Origin of the sequence: Bacillus sp. FSL L8-0199, assembly GCF_038005705.1 — a bacterium.
GTDB classification, from domain to species: Bacteria; Bacillota; Bacilli; order Bacillales; family Bacillaceae_G; genus Bacillus_A; species Bacillus_A cereus.
The window spans coordinates 485,204-502,146 of the sequence record NZ_JBBOTS010000002.1; the positions used below are offsets into that span (position 1 = coordinate 485,204).

Genomic DNA, 16,943 nt, shown 5'->3' on the forward strand with positions numbered 1-16,943 from the left:
CACGCGCATTTTATCCCCTGGAAATAATACCTTTCACGTACTTACGTATTAGAAACTTTATTTCTGCTTCTTCTGCAATAGCAATTTTGTTCACTTTTTTGATACATTTATGAAACATTCACATGTTATCTTCAATATGTTCTATTCTTTTTGAAAAACCATGTGAGAATACCAAAATAAGAAGCCCTAGAGCCCTAACTCTAGGGCTTCTTGTTTTCAAATAAGGATTTTGTCTTAAATCTGCACCAATTTTAAGACGCATATATACCATATCTTGTGCACCTTTTTTATATAAATCTTGTTCATTGGGCGCCTTTAAAAGCACTCTTTTTATTGAAAAACTACACAAAGAGAAAAAACTCATACAATGTAAAATGTACCCTATAGAATAGACTTTTTTCAAGTGTCAATTCTATAGGGTACATTTTATTATTTTCTGTCTTTTTTATTTACTTTAAAGTAATCCATTCATAGCTTGCCCACTCTTTTGGTTTCTTATCGTACTTAATACGACCAGTCGTACAAAATGAAGCAATCATCCATTGTATAAGGTTCATCTTGGCGTATGGATCAACACACTCCTCAATTTTTTTCAATTGATAACCGGTACTATTTTTCTGCCAAATTGTATATAAACGAAAATGAGTTGTCGTAACAAGTCTAGCTTTTGTTGTAACTTGCCATTTAGAAATTTTCGTTAAATCCTCTTTGACTTTTCTCTCATACTCTTGTTTTATCACTTTATAAGTCGTATCTTTTTTAATTAATCCATTAGAGATTGTAAAAGGCATTTGATGCACCTCATAAACTGTTCCTTCTTCATCTCCTAAAATATTTGATTCTACTAGAAACATATTTTTTAGTTTTAACTGTTCTGTTAATTCTTTCCCGCTCCGATAAAATGGCTCCTTTATCTTCTGCAACAAGATAACCTGCACAATTAATCCTATTAGTAAAGGATATGCTAATACAAACAATATATTAATAAACATGTTTAAAATAATAATGCCTATTAGCGCAAAAATTGTAAAGTAAATATAGGTTTCTCTTTGATGAATGATTCTACTGTTCAAGCCAAGATACCTCCATTTTGATAAATAGTGAAAGCAATATACACAATTGCTCCTAATAAAATAGAACAAGCCCCTGGAAAGCTCTGTATCAGCTGTATTTCTTTCTTTGGTAGTTTTAAGCAGCATGCTCCAATTGGTCTTTAATCGCTCCTACAAACCCTAGAATTTTAATTAAACGATACACGCTAGCAATCCAAAAGAATAGTAAATGGAAAGCTGTTAATGTAATAGCGGTAAGCATAGCCGATTCCTCTGCTACATCGCTAACATATAGAGCTGCCACCACAAGCATTTTCGTATCACCGGGTGAAGAAAATTTAAATGTCTCTAACAATAAGCCACATACTAAGGCCATAGTTAGTACAATTACAATCTCTTTTCCCGTTCGTATTCCAGCAAAATACGTGATACCTAAACCTACTACTAAAAAAATGAAATGCCATATATTTTTTGTTTTTCTATACTTTAAGTCGGTAAATACATTAAGTACCATATAACTTAGAAATAATCCCATGATATACAGGCTCATTTTCTTTACTCCCCTCTTAATTTCATATAAAAATACTGTGTAAAAAAGGGAACCACTTTTAGAGTAGCCCCCTCGTTTATTTTTATATTTATTTTTTGTTCCAAGAATCAACATCTGCATTGCTTGATGCTTTTGTGAATCGAGCTAGAATTGTATCATAACCACCTTGGATTGCTTTCCATACGAACGGGCCAATTACTAATACAATAATCACCGCTAACGCGATTAACATACCGTTTTCTGATGATAATTGTGAGTCTTCGTTTTTTAACCAACTTTTCATTTTTGCTAACATTTCATTTCGTCTCCTTTATATATCAATTTTAAGTATCTACTAAAATTAGAACTTATCTATTTAAATCTTTAATTACTTATTCCAAGAATTTACGTCTGCATTGCTTGATGCTTTTGTGAATCTTGCCAGGATCGTATCATAACCACCTTGGATCGCCTTCCATACAAATGGGCCAATTACTAATACGATAATTACCGCCAGAGCGATTAACATACCGTTTTCTGATGATAGTTGCGAATCCTCATTTTTTAACCAATTTTTCATTTTTGCTAACATGATTGAATCTCCCTTCTCCATTTATTTGAGCTATACGTAATAAACATCATTCATCTAAAACTTCTATTACTTGTTCCAAGAATTCACATCTGCATTGTTTGATGCTTTTGTAAATCGAGCTAGAATTGTATCATACCCGCCTTGAATTGCTTTCCATACAAACGGGCCAATTACTAATACGATAATCACCGCTAACGCGATTAACATACCGTTTTCTGATGATAATTGTGAGTCTTCGTTTTTTAACCAATTCTTCATTTTTGTTAACATGTGTAATGCTCCTTTACCTATTCCATTTTTGATAACATCTACTATAAACTTGCAAATCCTTGCATTAAGGATTGAATAACAATCACCATTGGATAAATCACAATACATCCAATAACTGCGACGTTAAATTTATTCATTTCCATCGGCTTATTTTGAATGAGACGGTTATAGTTCTCATGTTTTAACTCACGCAGCATTTTAATCTGTGCATCCATAATACGAAGACTCTGTACCTTGTCCGTTTTTTGCGCTTGTTGCAATGCAATCGTAAAGGTATTTACTTCTGGACTATTTAAAGCAGCAGCAAAGTTTCGAAATGGTTGATCCGAGCCAGCATACATTTCTAATTCCGCAGTAAGTGTAGATACATACGGACGAAGATGTCTTCCAGCATATATCTCTGCCTTTTTTACTGCTTCTAATGTTGTATGTGTTTTTAACAGCTGCAGCATAGGAATTAGATACTCTGGTAATTCGAACTTCCTAGCTTCTATCGCCTGCTTGATTCTTCTCTTTGATAGATAATCAGGATAGAAGTAAAGCAGTGGTGAAATCAAAACTCCCACTTTAAATAAGTAGTAATCATGGAACACCGTACATATCAAGAAAACAGAGGTGAAAATGATGGGATATGCTACCTTCATCTTTAAATATTCTTCTGGTTTCGTATCCAGGCCAGCTTCTTCTAATTTTTTCTGAATCTGCTCTTTCTTTTCTTCTGTCAGGTACTTATGTGATAACGACTGGAAGGGCGCGAGCATCATCTGATTTAAATTCTTCTTTTCAATTCGTTTTGCATTTTCTACATAGTTCGTAAGTAAGCTACCGCTATCTTTTTTACTTTGTAGAAAGGTAGAGAATACCCAGTACATGACAACGAATACCACTACAGCTAAAATCGTAGCCACCTTATTCCCCTCTTTCTGTTGGGTTATAATTTGCAATCTTTTCTACACGGATTGCTAAGAAAAAGACAATGAACATATTTACCGCTAACGCGATTTTTCCCATCATAGAACCTGCTAAAAATCCATATGCTTCTTTTGACATCAACATAATAACAATCGGCATAGCAATGACAATTAAGCAGTTCTGTACAAAGGCACGTTGCGCTTGCGACAAACTAGAACGCAATCTTGCCAGGTATAGCTTTTGTTTTTCGAAATCTTCTGCAATATCTAGTAAGACTTGAACTGAATTTGTTCCACCTTCTCGGCTGCACACTTCCAACATTTCATGGAAGAAAACCAATTCTCTAAAGTTAAACGTTTCATTGAATCCTCTAAATGCACGATGCATTGTGGTTCCACCTTCTAATAAAAGAGAAACTTTCTCTATTTCTTCTTGAATGCTTTCATGCATCATTGGCTTCACCTGAACTAATACCCGTTTTGCATTGTTACTAATTTGAAGTGCATTTGCTACAGCTTTCATATAGATAGAAAGACGGTCAATGACAACCAAGTAGTAACATTTTTTTCTTCGATAAAGAAGAAACCTTGGAACTAAAAATCCAGATAAAACGGTAATCAGTGTAAAAGGATCTCTACCAAAAGAAAAATAGAATACTGCTGCAATACTCATTCCGGAAAGAATCGTATATACCCAGTACATACTTTTTGTTAATTTCCACTCGTACTTTTGGGCTTCTTGGATAACGGATTGTGGCAAATACATTCGTATCCCTTTGATATTTCTTAATTCCAAGCGCCTTTCTTCTTTCTCATTTTCTTGAACAAATTGAGAAAGAGCAGAACCTTTAGATTTCGCAAAAAGTAAAACGAGCAATCCTACACTAATAAAGATTAAAAATATACATCCATAGGCTAACAAACTATGCATACTGCACCTCCTTTTGTGAAAGGAATGGCGCATAAAGAGCTGGATTTACAGTAGAAGAACGGAATTTCTTCTCCATTTCAGCTGACATTTTTGCTGTAATAATATGTTGGCCATGAATTTTCCCTATTCTTTCATTCATTTCATCTTGTTTCTCATATGTTGGCATAAACTGAGACAATGGATTAAACTGTATATCTTCCTGATAATCCAATAGTTCAATCATCTCTGTAATATAACGATTTCCATCATCTTTCTTTTCCAAAAAGACAATTACATCAAATGTCTGTGAAATCAATTCATATAAATACTGGGCATCAATATTCGCACCACTTTGCAGACACATAAGCATTAAACGCCTAACTGCTTCTTTTGCACTTCTTGCATGGACAGAAGTGAAACCAGGATGTCCTGTTTGGAAAAAGTTAATCATTTTTAACGCTTCTTTCCCCCTCGATTCCCCTACAATTAATCGCTTGGGCCCTTGACGTAAAGCATTTGTTAACAATCTATCAAAGTCGATTGCATTTTCTTCTACTTCCGATGCCCTACACTGCATCGGAACAAAATGATGTTCTGGAAAAATGCGATGCAAATATAATTCAGGGTTATCTTCTACTACAAGAGTACGTTCTTTTTTCTTTCCTTTCGGAATGTGAGAAGCAAGATATTTCATAAACTCTGATTTCCCTGTACCCGTAGCTCCAGCAACTAAAATATTCATTTTGGCTTTCACAGCTGCAGCCAAAAAGTTCAACATTTCTTTCGATGCTTGATTGGTAGATAACATCCGCTCTTCAGAAGCACGAAGGTGATCCGCATTCTTACGAATCGTTATCGTTGTTCCGAGTCCCCCAAGTTCATCTAACGCAATATTGATACGTATATACGGAAATACGCAGTCAACATATGGCTTTGCTGTATTTAATGACTCTGATGTACTGTTTACCATCTTATAAGCTAGGGCTTTCACTTCTTCTTCTGTCTCAAATCGGTAAGGAAATGTACATTCTCCCTCTCCGATTTTTTCGTAAATGATTTCTTTTGTGCCATTGATATAAATATCAGTTACATCCTTATCTTCTTTTAAAGGTTCTATAATCCCAAATCCAACAATTTCATCACACACCATATTTAGTAACTGTTCCGAAGGTACATCTGAAACAACGACTTGATTGCTTAGTAAAAAGCCTTTAATAATTTGCTCCACAGCTGTTCTCTTCTCTTTATTCATAAAGGATTCGCTTAAGATATCACGATGTTCTTTTACTAAAAATGCACGAATTTCATCTGTAATATCTTTAATTTGTTGAGCTGTAGTTGTTCCTAACTTTCGAACCGATTTAGAACGAATCCTATAACCAAAGTGATATAAATCCACTCGATTTCGCTTTAAGGATACTTGTTTTTCCTGTAAATAGCCCCACATACTACTTGCCACCTTTTTAATTTCGTAAACCAAAGAGACCCTTTTTCATAGAGGAGTGCTGGGATGGAATATCAAGGCCAGCTGCTTCCATAATATGATGGACCTTTGCATTAATTTGCGGGGAACCAAATTGCATCCCCCATTCATAACTCGTACGATCTCTGTCATACGGAATTGTCACTGCAATGTTTTGGGAAGAAAGCTTTTCAATATCTTCTACATAGTCCTCGTCTCCCATATTCAAAACATGAATCATACGAGGTAATGTTAGCTTTGCTTCTTCTATTAGTTGTAATTCTCTTTTAATTGCTAACGCACCACGAGGGTTGCCATTTAGCACATGAACAACAAGGTCTGATTGGTATAGGATTGGGTAACTAAGCACCTCGGATAATTCAGTTGGTACCGATAGGATGATGTAGTCATATTCTGTATCTACAAGTGATTCGATAAATGTCGTTACAAACAATTCTTTGTTTTGAATCTCTGGAAATTGAGTTAAACTATAACCTGATGGAAACACCAGAAAATCCATCTTATCGTGTAATTTTTGCGTCAACCTTGGATTCACTTTTTTTTCTAGTAAATCTTGCTTGGTACAAATATACTGCAAGAGATTGTATTCATTTTCTTTTCTTACAAGCCCTAGCATATTTTTACTCTCATGGCTAAGACCTGTTCCAACCGCGAAGTTTGGTCTTACTTGGTCCGCTTCTACATAAAGCACCTTTTTCCCTAAATGAGCTAACTCATTTGCCATCGCAATACTTAACGTACTTTTTCCTACGTTTTCGTTTGTCGCATAAAAGGCAACCATTCTTACTTGCCGGTCCATCTTAAAAGCCCCTTCCTTATTTGGATTCGTTCAGATACTGTGCAACATATTCTTTTACACTTTTAGATATGGGGTTGGTTGAATGCTTCTCTACATAGTCTAAAATATTTTTCTGATCAGATATTTGCGAAAATCCTTCTGCTGGTTCTAATTCTTTCCCTGTTTGTTCTACCTTTTGTCCAACTGCAACAGGAATTACATCTCCAAGTGTTTTCGCACGATTTAGATATTGAAGTTGTTCTGGTGAAACAGCCAATGTATATAATCGCGTTACTTTTGGCTTTTGTTTTCCTTCTTGTTCCTCTTTTGATTCTTTTTTTTCTAGTACAAATGCATCTTCTGTATTGCTATCCTTTGCAGCAGTAACACGTACACGTTGGAAAAGACCACCGAATACTACCTTCTCATTGTCCCCGTCCTTCACAACCTGCTTAAAATATAAGTCCACATAGGTGTTAGGAATGATACTATTACCTGAACTTGTTTCCAAATCAACGAGTAACGGGAATGCAACTTCTCCATCTTTCAAATTTAAAATGGCAGAGTCAGGTAACTCCTCTTTCTTTACTACTTTATTTTTAAAAAGATAGCTATTTTCGGTGATTGGCTGCCCATCATTTGTCCACTTACCTATAACCTCTTTTTTACTTACACGTAATGCATTTGGAGGAATCCCATCACCAGGTAATGTTCGTTCCACTAGCATTTCTTCTTTAATCTCTGTATGCGCAGGTATATCCTTTGCAGCTACAACAACTTTTGTTGGTTTTACTGCATTTTCTACTGCAAAATGATTGTATCCATAGATACCCGCTACTGTTATAGCAGCTAAACCTACCGCTGTAATCTGCTTCTTTTGAAACTTAGACGGCTTCAATGTTTATATTCCTCCTTATGTAGCCTTTAAACGCAAAAAAGGACACACCTATGGCGTAAAACGCCTTAGGTGTGTCCTTTTAGCTAATCTAAAGTCTATATGAAAATGTTGGATTTATTTTCTTTAATATTACAATCTCAATATTATGATATATATAGTTTCATGTCAATCATTTCTAAAAAATATCTGTTTTTTCTATTTAAAAACCACGTAATCGATAATTAACCTCGCTCCAAAAACCCTGTTATAACAAGGTTTCTAACCTATTAAGCATCCCAAAAATATGTTGTAATTAATCTAACACAACTGAATATTCCAAGGTGTCGGTTGCTATCCTTTCTCTTTCATTTTATGGAGAAAAGAAGAGATCGCATGGAAATACTGTTCACAATAGTTGATGCAAGAGGCAAAATTATTATTAAAACGAAATCAATTTTGTTCCTGTTTCAAAATACTTTGCAGGAGCATAACTTTTCCCATTCCGATCCTGAAATTCACTTCCAATATATAACGATGCAATCATTACGATAATTCCAATCAAAATTACATGTTTCATACGTTGTTTTTTCTTTTTATCCATTCAATATTCCCCTTTCTACAAAAAAAAGACACATCCCATTAAGGGATGTGCCTTTGGTTTATCCATTCAGCTACTAGTTTAAGAAGGATATCTTATTGTGTTGATTCATCTAATTATACTATATTTTATTCTCATTTCCTATTTCTCATGTAATACCAATCTGTTAATTTATAAAGTACCTCTTCCTTACCAACCCAATTCCAACCAACTCCACTTCCTCCAGGGAATGGATCGTCAGGCAATACTCTTCTTTTTATGAAATCATCATACGCAACACCCTTAATCTCTACTTGCTCAGTTAAACATAAACTCATTTCATTGATACCTGCTGGAGCTGTTTCTACATTAAAAGTGTATACACCATCTTTTGTCTTCAGTGGTGAATACCATTTTTGGCCACCATCAATGATTTTCTCTTGTCCATCCCAATATAAAGACTTAGTTGGTCTTTTACTATCAAAAACATGTCCTGTTGCTTCAGATAAATACATATTTTTAGGTAGGAATTTTGCTGTAGTATCTTTAAGTTCTTTCTTCTCTAAATCTTGAGTAGACTTTAATCCTTCGTCTGCAAATGGGTATTGTGCCTTAGCAGCAGTAAATACACCAGGGTAATTCGCATTCCAATCATTTTTGTACTTACCGTTTACTTCATACGAAAATCCATAACCAGAATGTAGCTTAGAAGGAGCTAAATTACCAATACTCCCTGTCAAAGTTTCATAATACATTTCCCCAGTTATATCTTCTTTTGATACACGTTCACTTACTGTTTCTACTACACCTTTTACACTCGTTACACCACACATTGCCTTTTCTTTTGAAGGCTCATAGATTGCTGTTTTAATAGGATTATTTTTGTACGTAGTTTCCTCGATGTCTATACGATTACCAGCAGGGTTAATTTCCGCTTGAATTGTTCCTTTACCTTTATGTTGCCAGTCAAGGTTCAGGGTTTTCTTTTCTCCCTCAGTTAATCTTACCTTTTGTAAAGCTACTTGTTGTCCGTTATGTTTTAACACAACTACTGTTTCAGGATTCATATATTTTTCTTCTAATACATCTAACTTTTTAATTTTATTCTTCTCTTTTTCTAGTTTCTGCCTTGCATTATCTAGCCTACTTGCCGCACTATCTAGTTTATTTTCTTCCCAAGAGCAGTCTCTATCATAATAGTGGTCCTTTCCCTCGGCATCTACTTCATGAATTGGATTACAACGACAATAACTTAAGCTGGATTGTGCACTATCTCTATCAGATTCAGTGCTGTTTATTTCTTGTTGAGACTTATTAATATTGTTGTTTACTTTTGCTCTATATTGATTACGCTCTAGTTTAAGTGTATCACGTGATACATCTACTCTTGTTTTGATATCTTTTCCTTCTCTTGCTGTTTCTCCTTCAATTCGGTCAGCAGAGAAATCAATTTTATATTTAAAATCATCTTCATCACCTGGATTTGGATTAGGTGTTACTTCTGTGCCACAGTTTCCATCTACGGTAAAATCAACGGTTTTCTCGTTCGATTCCCTCTGAACAGCATCAAGAACTTTTAATTTCGCAGTAAAACGACCGCACATTCGTGGTTGCCAACTTACATCTTCTTTCGTAAATCGTCCTGCATCGCCTTCATTTGGTTTTTGATTATCTTTTTGCGGAGTTGAACGCAGGTAAATTTCTTGATGATGAACTGTTTCGCCATTTTTTGTAATATCTAGTACCCATTTCAGACGATTTCGTTCTCCAGCAGCTTTTTGATAAGGGTTTATTGTTGTTCCATTAGGATCTCGGTCATTGTACCCCTTATTTTTACTTACATACTCAAAACCGTTAAATGTTAATTTAACAGGCACATTTTTTTTACTACTAGACGCTTTAAATTCTTTTATTTCAGGTTTACTAGTCCTTACATACCATAGGCTATATTTATTTACTCCATTAACACTGCCTGCTCCAGCATATCCTCCTGATAAATAAGCAACATCACGAATCCAATAAAATTTACCGTATGGTGCTTTCGTTTTAAAATTATCTATTAAATGTTGATTAATATTTTCTAGTACAAACTCTGGATTTCCCCAATATTTATCGGCAATAACAGTATTATTCATTCTTTCTACTTCTGTAACCATACGATCTCCAACTGTAACAGCGCTATTCCAATAACCTTCATTTGCAATTCGAATATAAGGTTCAGATAAGTCTTCGTTCTTAACCAAATTTTCATATGGATTACTAAAATTGAAAGAGCCATTATAAACAGCTGGATAGTGAAGAGCTCCTTTGTATAATAAATCTCTACCAGGTGGTGAAAAACCACTCCCTGGCCGAATAAACTTACCAGTCATTTGTAAGTCATCCGATGTTACAAAAGTATTATCATCCCCATTATAAAATGGTACATCAGCATTTTTCGCCTCAGCTACTGTAGGCAATGCTATCAAAACTGAAGTGCAAACAAACAATATTTTACTTTTTAGTTTCACTATTTCCCCTCCTAAAACATAAAAAAGGACAAACCTGTACCATTGGTTAGGTACGTAAGGTTTGTCCTTCACGTATTTCATTATGAAATCATAGTATATTTATAAATTATTATATCATTATTTAGGTTGAACGTTTATATACATTGTATGTTCAGTCATAGATTGTCCTATGCGAATTTTGTAGTTTCCTTTTTGATAATTATTTATTGTTTTTGCATCAACCGTTTCTTGAATCTCTTTATCTAAATTCAAACCATTTAGTAAAGTAGTCCACCTTTTAGCCAATTCAACTGTTGCTTTATTGTTATCTAAAAATAAAATTTTAAAATCATCTGGGCTCCCTGCTACAGAAAATTGAGCTCCGATCGATCCTTCTGGAAGATACATGTTTTTATCTACAATATGTACAGGATCTTTATACTGAAGATTTGTATTATATTTACTATTAATTCCCTTCAAAATACCCTGTGCTTCTTGAGATAATTGTTTCTGTACTACCGGTGTATTTAACGATTCAGGATAATAAGAGAAATCCTCTGCCACAAGACTTGCATCTAATCCCTTTGGTAATTCAGGTTTAGTTTCTGGTTTTTCTTCTGGTTTCGTTTCAGGTTTTGAATCTGGCTTCACTTCTGGTTTTTCCTCTGGTTTTATTTCTTTTTCAACTGCATTAATAGAGTTATATAAGAACTGACTATACGCTTCACGTGTTACAAACATCTTTGGAGAATACATATTATCTCCTGTACCAATTGTAACTCCATTTTCCTCTAATGCGCTGATTGCTTTTAGTGCCCATGAGTTTTTATCAACATCTGTAAATGTTGTTGTTTTTGTTGACTTAAATTTAAAAGCATTAGTAAGTACTTGTGCCATTTGTTCACGAGTTAAAATATCATCTGGACCATATTTCCCATCACCAAATCCATTCACAAGTCCTGCTTTAGCAAGTGCTAAGATTTCTTTTTCAAACAAATGTCCATTAATATCAGTAAAAGGATTTTTGAAGTTAGCATCTGCATCTGCTGGTTTTACGTACATATAAATCATACGAGCAACTTGCCCACGAGTTACATTGTCACCAAAGCCAAAGATATTATTTCCGTACCCTTGCACTATTTTACGATTTGTTAAATTATAAATTGCTTTTGTAGACCAGTGATTTGCTGGAACATCATTGAATTTTAATGAGTCAGTGTTATCAGCCTTAGCAGTAAATGCTCCTGCTCCTAGTAATGATGTACCCATAATTGTTAGTGCTGTTGCTGTTTTTAAAAATTTGTTAGCCATTGATTGTTCCTCCAAATATATTAATTTTTCATAGATTCTTTTATTTTACCTAATTTAAACATAAAATCCAGATAATTTAACATATAAATTAATTAATTAACATTTTTTATAACTTCTGTTCTATATAGGTATATTTTCCTGGCAAAAAAACTATACTTTTTAGCATAGTCTTTTATAGTATAAATCTTAGAATTTTCATTATTTAAAATATACTTGTCCCAATCCCTCTTTACTCGCCCATATCGGAGCTTTTATGCCATCTACACCAATCAGCTTAAATATGAAGAAATGGTGTTCTGCTTTCACCTTAAAAGAAAGGGATTGATTATGATCGATGCGTCCCTTTGTATACTCATACTTCCATCCATCCATCTTTTCTTCTTTCATTCTTTTCTCTATCCCAGGGACTAAATCCACCCTTTTTCCATTGTAATCATATTGAAATCCACCCTTATTTTCTGCGATTTCTACTATATCAGCAGCAAAGTTATGTGCTTTCACTAACTGTATTCCATACAAAACGCCTTCAGGTAAAAGGCTAATTAATAATAAAGAAAAGGTAAGGAATAGAGCCGTAGTTACTGTATTTTGCATTTTTAATGCACCTACTCTTTTTCTTTATTTTACGTTTCCACCTAATTGTTTTTCTTTTCCATTCGCATCATAAATAATAATACTTCTCGCTTTACTCTTTATCGTTTCTTTTTTTTCATCAAATTGCTTAAAATAACTAGCAGCTTCTGCATCACCTTCGACAGCAATCATTGCTGGTTTTTCCTGTACATCATGTACAGTGAAGTTACGTTTTGAAGCGGGATCTTTAAAATCCGCATTACCGTTATACGCCCTTTCAAACTCTTGTTTCGCTTTTTCTGGATCAATAGCTATTTCTTCTTCTGCACGCAGAGTACCTACTTTTACAGACTTAGCCACAGCTATCTCGCCTCCCCTTTCTAAAGACGATTTATTATCAGTATGTGTTGTATCTCCAATCACCATATCAGTTACAAAGAATAGACAACCTACAAATAACAGCAACATACTTGCTGCAACAATAAACTTTTGCATTCCTCTTCAGCCTCCTTAACTTTCAGACTTTCGAAATCGAAATCCACTTAAAATGGAACTTTTTTTGGAATTCAACAATTGATTTGGTAGCAATAACTCTGCTATTTCCTTCATTATTTCTTCTAACTCTTTATAATAGTTACGACTTGATAGTAACGTATTACTATTCAATTGTGACTCAAACACATCTTCTATTTCATATGGTGGTAAAGCAGTTAATACCTTATCTCCAAAGCATTCTTCTACTATTTCATGCTTTAAAAGTGCAGGAGAAAACTTATTCCCAATGATCCTCACTTTCTCTAAAGCTAAGTAAGAAACGAGCTTTCTCTCTTTTTGTGTAAGAGGATGCGCTATCTTTAGCAATTGATGCAGATCTGGTTCCGCTACAAAGAATATGTAATCCGCCATTTCACATATCTCATGGTATAAATCTTTATCCCAATCGCTCCCTGCATCAATAATAGATATAGGTGCTTCTTGGTTGGCCAATAAAACCTTAATAAAATGGTCGAAGTCCTGCTCTGTTTCGTTTTGAAGCTCTTGGTCAACTATAGGATTCTTTACAATATAATTTATTCTTCCTTGCTTCCATTTTGGAATTAATAATATATCAGATTCCTTCTGTAGCATCTCTTTATATCGCTGCAACATAAATTCACTACGATAGTTTTCTGGCGCTTCTGTATATCCCTTTAATAACGGATACGTATAACCATCATCATATAGATTCTCTATATAATTCACATCAATCTGTAGCTCATTTAAGTAAGCGGCTATAAGATGTGAAACAAAAGTGGCACCACTTCTCCTATTCATGTTGGCCACAACAATTGTTCTTCTTGGAATAGCAATACCAATTTGTTTCTCATATACTGGCTCAAAAGCCAATTTATACTGTTTTTTTATAATTGGCGCTTTTGGCGTTTCTTCCTGAATAGACTTACGCTTTTGTTTGTTTTTAAATAATTTTAAATTAGAATGTGATTCACTGTTGTTACCTTCCTCTAATTCACTTGATACTTTCTCTTCTTCCTCATCAAAAGGAACTACAGGTAATTTCGTATGTTGCGGTGCTTGACTTGCTCCTACAATTTCCACCACATTTTTAATATCCGATTCCTGTAGCAGCTGTGGGATGACTTTATTATCAATATCAATTTTACGAGAGTTAAAAATGTCATAGATACCTAGATAAATCAGCTTCGATAAAAATTCATCATTATTTTCACGCTCTGTAAATACTACAATGCGAATATCCCGCTGAAAGCGAATGTCTCTTAACTTCTGTAAAATAATTAATTCTCGCTTATCTTCGTGTCCCGCATCAATATTTAATCGTTTGTCATTAATACATAGAATATCAGGTTGCTCCGTATCTAGAATTTCATCTAAATACTTTATGTGCATGACATCACTATCAGCTACTTCAAATCCTGCACCAACAAAATCCTCACGTAAATATGCCGTATACACAGTATCACTAATAGCTAATACAATCTTTTTCATTATGAAAAACTCCTCTTTGATAGAAAATCAATTTAAAGTAATAGCATGTTTTCAAAAGGCACTTTTGTTGCGTTTTGTATTTTTGTTAATAGTTCGGTGAGAAGTGATTCTATTTCAAATCCATCCAAATTACATGGCATATTATCAATAAGGTTATATTTGACTCTAACCTCTAAACGATCCTCTATTTCTTCTAACGGTATCGCACTAAATAAACTTTGTTCATATATAAATCCATCCCGAAGATTTTTTTGTATTTCTGTCTTGTCTTTGTAAACAATGGTTACTTGTGCTAATTCAATAAAAGGATTATCTAAAGTTAATTTTGTATTCCAGTTTAGACTCCAGATTTCACAGCGGCCGTCCGCATGCACAACATTAGCAGCTACAGATGGAGTAATTGTAAATAAACGATCTACTGGAACATTTGTAAAAGTAGTTGTTTTTCCTTCAACTACTTTCAGTCCTCTTTCCTCACGTTCATGCTCAAGCGAAATTTCCGCACCAAACAATGCAATTTCACAAAATACTTGTTCCATTATGGGTTTAATGCCTTCATACGTTCGAACAGCAAATACACTAAATTCTTGTGTTTCATCCGTTCGAACTAATTCATAAATGCTAAATTCCGCTGCATTTACAATTGCAAAAGGAATATCTTGTACAAAATTAGGATTTATAAATAGAGAATCCGGAATCACTGTCTCTGGATGTTTGAAAAACTCTAAACCAAGCTGATATCCTTTTAGAAATGCATTCTTAGCAGCAGCTGGGAATAATGTTTCAAATCTTTTGAGATTGCTTTTAAATTGCTTCTCTTCGACCTCGTTATTAAATTCTCTATCTTGTAAAATGTTTACACGATCAGCAAGCAGTAAAAAATAGTAGTTAATAAGAGAATTAATTCTCTCCTCAAAAACTTGATTATCTTTACAATATTTATCAAATCTTCTTTTACTTTCACTAATAATTTCATTCATTCTTTAATACTCTCCTTATCATTTTCTAGTTATTAAATAAAAAAAGACACACCAATGGCAGGTATATGCCCTCGGTGTGTCCGTTTAGCAAGAATTAAATATCTCTCGATTTGTATATTAATTTTAAACAATAAAACTTATGTATAAGATTATCTATATAATATCTAAATGTCAATACTACTTCGCAATTATTAAATAAACTCACAAAAATAATGCTTCTAATTGATTAACCTTTTCTTTTTTGCATATGTCATTTAATAACCTAATTCAGGTAATACTATTAGTATATCTAAGTATAGGATTTTCATAACAAAATTTCGATTTTTTTATTAACAACTAAATTTCAAAAGTAAAAAACATTCATTTAATATATTCCTTACCTTAGAGAACTTTAAATATAAAATAATCTTTATATTACTCATAGCATAACTAACAGCAAACGACTAAAGCATATTAATGTTATGTAAACAATAAAGCGACACAAACTCGTTCGGTTGATATTAACATATCAACTGACATTGACATGAAATTTCATATTGAGAGATGAATACGAGTTAAACTAACCCAACCAGTTCATACCTAAGCTAATTTATTAATTACATTATTTCGCAAACAAATATTATAAAATAGCTTGTAAGTTCCTATTTTAGTTATTAGACAAAAAAGCACGCTAATGATGAATATACATCCACAACATATTTTTCTTGTAACAATTAAAATGACTTCTAGTTAGTATATACTTATATTGGAATGATGCACAAAATCATTTCTTCTACTCAAATACTATAAAAACTACAATCTATAATTATAGATTGTAAAGATATTAGCTGCACTTTTTTATCATAGAAAAGAACCCATACTTATAGTATGCCCAAATAAATAAGTCGTATACCTAAGTATTACAACTGCTATTTATAACTAAAACTCCCAATATGCTACAACGTTCTTTTTATAAACCTCCTTGATCAAGAAGGTTTCAAAGAAAGTCTATCTCCATTTAATTTTTAACACAATTTGAAGTACACAACCTGAATTTGTTAATGTCATATAAACAATTAACTAACGCTAATACCCTTGAATGAAATTAACATATCAACCGACATTGATATGAAACGAAACAAAAATGTGTAGATGTTAATTTCATATTGATATTTTACATGTTATATCAATCCAATGATACTCAGATATAAATTAACGTAAAACCAATTAGTAGATTTACATTTATTATCATTAGTTACTGGAATGTAATAACTAACAAACCAGCGCATGCTATATTTTATTACTAATTACTTTCTAATGGGTATCTAAGTCATAAATACCCATTAGAATAACTAATATCTCTAAATGTAAATGGCGGTTTCTATTTCTGATCAACATAACATTAACAATTAGGATGATTTATCCTTTGTTTGGATATTTTTTTGTTAATGTCGTATCAATCTCATAGCAATACCTTATTTCATGTCAATGTTATCTTTGTGGATATTCGAAGTATGCTTATCTAATTTTCGTTAACATATCAATCTCATTGTCTTATTTATGAACTTATTAATATATACGAACATATACTAGAAATCGGATATCTACAAAATACATCACTTGGATTA

General features: G+C 33.4%; 16 protein-coding genes and 1 pseudogene. All 17 read right to left on the bottom strand.

Annotated elements, in window-relative coordinates:
• Positions 1-449: 449 nt before the first annotated feature.
• A complete protein-coding gene (locus tag NST86_RS30165; protein ID WP_086423457.1) occupies positions 450-1,073 on the bottom strand; it encodes a hypothetical protein in 624 nt (207 codons plus the stop codon).
• Positions 1,070-1,602, bottom strand: a pseudogene (locus NST86_RS30170) (hypothetical protein). The gene NST86_RS30165 and the pseudogene NST86_RS30170 overlap by 4 nt, the downstream one beginning before the upstream one ends.
• Before the next feature lie 88 nt (positions 1,603-1,690).
• Positions 1,691-1,897, bottom strand: coding sequence for a hypothetical protein (locus NST86_RS30175; protein ID WP_000879960.1), 207 nt, complete (start codon positions 1,895-1,897; stop codon positions 1,691-1,693).
• Positions 1,898-1,969: 72 nt separating this feature from the next.
• Complete coding sequence (locus NST86_RS30180; protein ID WP_000879955.1) at positions 1,970-2,173, bottom strand: hypothetical protein; 204 nt, start codon at positions 2,171-2,173, stop codon at positions 1,970-1,972.
• 66 nt (positions 2,174-2,239) lie between these two features.
• Positions 2,240-2,443, bottom strand: a complete 204-nt coding sequence (locus NST86_RS30185; RefSeq protein WP_000956352.1) for a hypothetical protein — start codon at positions 2,441-2,443, stop codon at positions 2,240-2,242.
• 41 nt (positions 2,444-2,484) lie between these two features.
• Positions 2,485-3,351: a hypothetical protein gene (locus NST86_RS30190; RefSeq protein ID WP_340935115.1), complete on the bottom strand. Its 867-nt coding sequence runs from the start codon at positions 3,349-3,351 to the stop codon at positions 2,485-2,487.
• Position 3,352: 1 nt separating this feature from the next.
• Complete coding sequence (locus tag NST86_RS30195; protein ID WP_340935117.1) at positions 3,353-4,285, bottom strand: type II secretion system F family protein; 933 nt, start codon at positions 4,283-4,285, stop codon at positions 3,353-3,355.
• A complete protein-coding gene (locus tag NST86_RS30200; protein WP_340935119.1) occupies positions 4,278-5,711 on the bottom strand; it encodes a CpaF family protein in 1,434 nt (477 codons plus the stop codon). Before NST86_RS30200 ends, NST86_RS30195 begins: the two co-directional genes overlap by 8 nt.
• A 16-nt stretch (positions 5,712-5,727) precedes the next feature.
• Positions 5,728-6,546 carry an AAA family ATPase gene (locus NST86_RS30205; protein WP_086423471.1) on the bottom strand — a complete coding sequence of 273 codons (819 nt, stop codon included), beginning with the start codon at positions 6,544-6,546 and terminating at the stop codon, positions 5,728-5,730.
• A gap of 16 nt (positions 6,547-6,562) precedes the next feature.
• Positions 6,563-7,423, bottom strand: a complete 861-nt coding sequence (cpaB, locus tag NST86_RS30210; protein ID WP_000804789.1) for a Flp pilus assembly protein CpaB — start codon at positions 7,421-7,423, stop codon at positions 6,563-6,565.
• 418 nt (positions 7,424-7,841) lie between these two features.
• Positions 7,842-8,003, bottom strand: coding sequence for a hypothetical protein (locus NST86_RS30215; protein ID WP_175463802.1), 162 nt, complete (start codon positions 8,001-8,003; stop codon positions 7,842-7,844).
• A 131-nt stretch (positions 8,004-8,134) separates the two neighbouring features.
• The gene (locus NST86_RS30220) at positions 8,135-10,489 is read right to left on the bottom strand and encodes a hypothetical protein (protein ID WP_340935123.1); all 2,355 of its coding nucleotides are present in this window, start codon (positions 10,487-10,489) and stop codon (positions 8,135-8,137) included.
• A 117-nt stretch (positions 10,490-10,606) separates the two neighbouring features.
• Positions 10,607-11,779: an S-layer homology domain-containing protein gene (locus NST86_RS30225; protein ID WP_086423529.1), complete on the bottom strand. Its 1,173-nt coding sequence runs from the start codon at positions 11,777-11,779 to the stop codon at positions 10,607-10,609.
• Between the two features lie 198 nt (positions 11,780-11,977).
• Positions 11,978-12,373, bottom strand: a complete 396-nt coding sequence (locus NST86_RS30230; RefSeq protein WP_001181726.1) for a DUF4320 family protein — start codon at positions 12,371-12,373, stop codon at positions 11,978-11,980.
• 24 nt (positions 12,374-12,397) lie between these two features.
• On the bottom strand, positions 12,398-12,847 hold the full coding sequence (locus tag NST86_RS30235) for a hypothetical protein (RefSeq protein WP_086423528.1): 450 nt from the start codon (positions 12,845-12,847) through the stop codon (positions 12,398-12,400).
• Positions 12,848-12,862: 15 nt separating this feature from the next.
• Entirely contained in the window at positions 12,863-14,356 is a 1,494-nt protein-coding gene (locus tag NST86_RS30240) for a hypothetical protein (RefSeq protein ID WP_086423527.1), read from the bottom strand.
• Between the two features lie 32 nt (positions 14,357-14,388).
• Positions 14,389-15,336 (bottom strand): hypothetical protein, encoded by a 948-nt coding sequence (locus NST86_RS30245; protein ID WP_001002554.1) that lies wholly within the window; start codon positions 15,334-15,336, stop codon positions 14,389-14,391.
• Between the last annotated feature and the right edge of the window lie 1,607 nt (positions 15,337-16,943).

Coding starts and splice junctions, on each gene's coding strand:
- NST86_RS30175 (WP_000879960.1), bottom strand. CDS start 1,897: ATGTTAGCAAAAATGAAAAGTTGGTTAAAAAACGAAGACTCACAATTA.
- NST86_RS30180 (WP_000879955.1), bottom strand. CDS start 2,173: ATGTTAGCAAAAATGAAAAATTGGTTAAAAAATGAGGATTCGCAACTA.
- NST86_RS30185 (WP_000956352.1), bottom strand. CDS start 2,443: ATGTTAACAAAAATGAAGAATTGGTTAAAAAACGAAGACTCACAATTA.
- NST86_RS30195 (WP_340935117.1), bottom strand. CDS start 4,285: ATGCATAGTTTGTTAGCCTATGGATGTATATTTTTAATCTTTATTAGT.
- NST86_RS30200 (WP_340935119.1), bottom strand. CDS start 5,711: ATGTGGGGCTATTTACAGGAAAAACAAGTATCCTTAAAGCGAAATCGA.
- NST86_RS30205 (WP_086423471.1), bottom strand. CDS start 6,546: ATGGACCGGCAAGTAAGAATGGTTGCCTTTTATGCGACAAACGAAAAC.
- NST86_RS30215 (WP_175463802.1), bottom strand. CDS start 8,003: ATGGATAAAAAGAAAAAACAACGTATGAAACATGTAATTTTGATTGGA.
- NST86_RS30225 (WP_086423529.1), bottom strand. CDS start 11,779: ATGGCTAACAAATTTTTAAAAACAGCAACAGCACTAACAATTATGGGT.
- NST86_RS30230 (WP_001181726.1), bottom strand. CDS start 12,373: ATGCAAAATACAGTAACTACGGCTCTATTCCTTACCTTTTCTTTATTA.
- NST86_RS30235 (WP_086423528.1), bottom strand. CDS start 12,847: ATGCAAAAGTTTATTGTTGCAGCAAGTATGTTGCTGTTATTTGTAGGT.
- NST86_RS30240 (WP_086423527.1), bottom strand. CDS start 14,356: ATGAAAAAGATTGTATTAGCTATTAGTGATACTGTGTATACGGCATAT.
- NST86_RS30245 (WP_001002554.1), bottom strand. CDS start 15,336: ATGAATGAAATTATTAGTGAAAGTAAAAGAAGATTTGATAAATATTGT.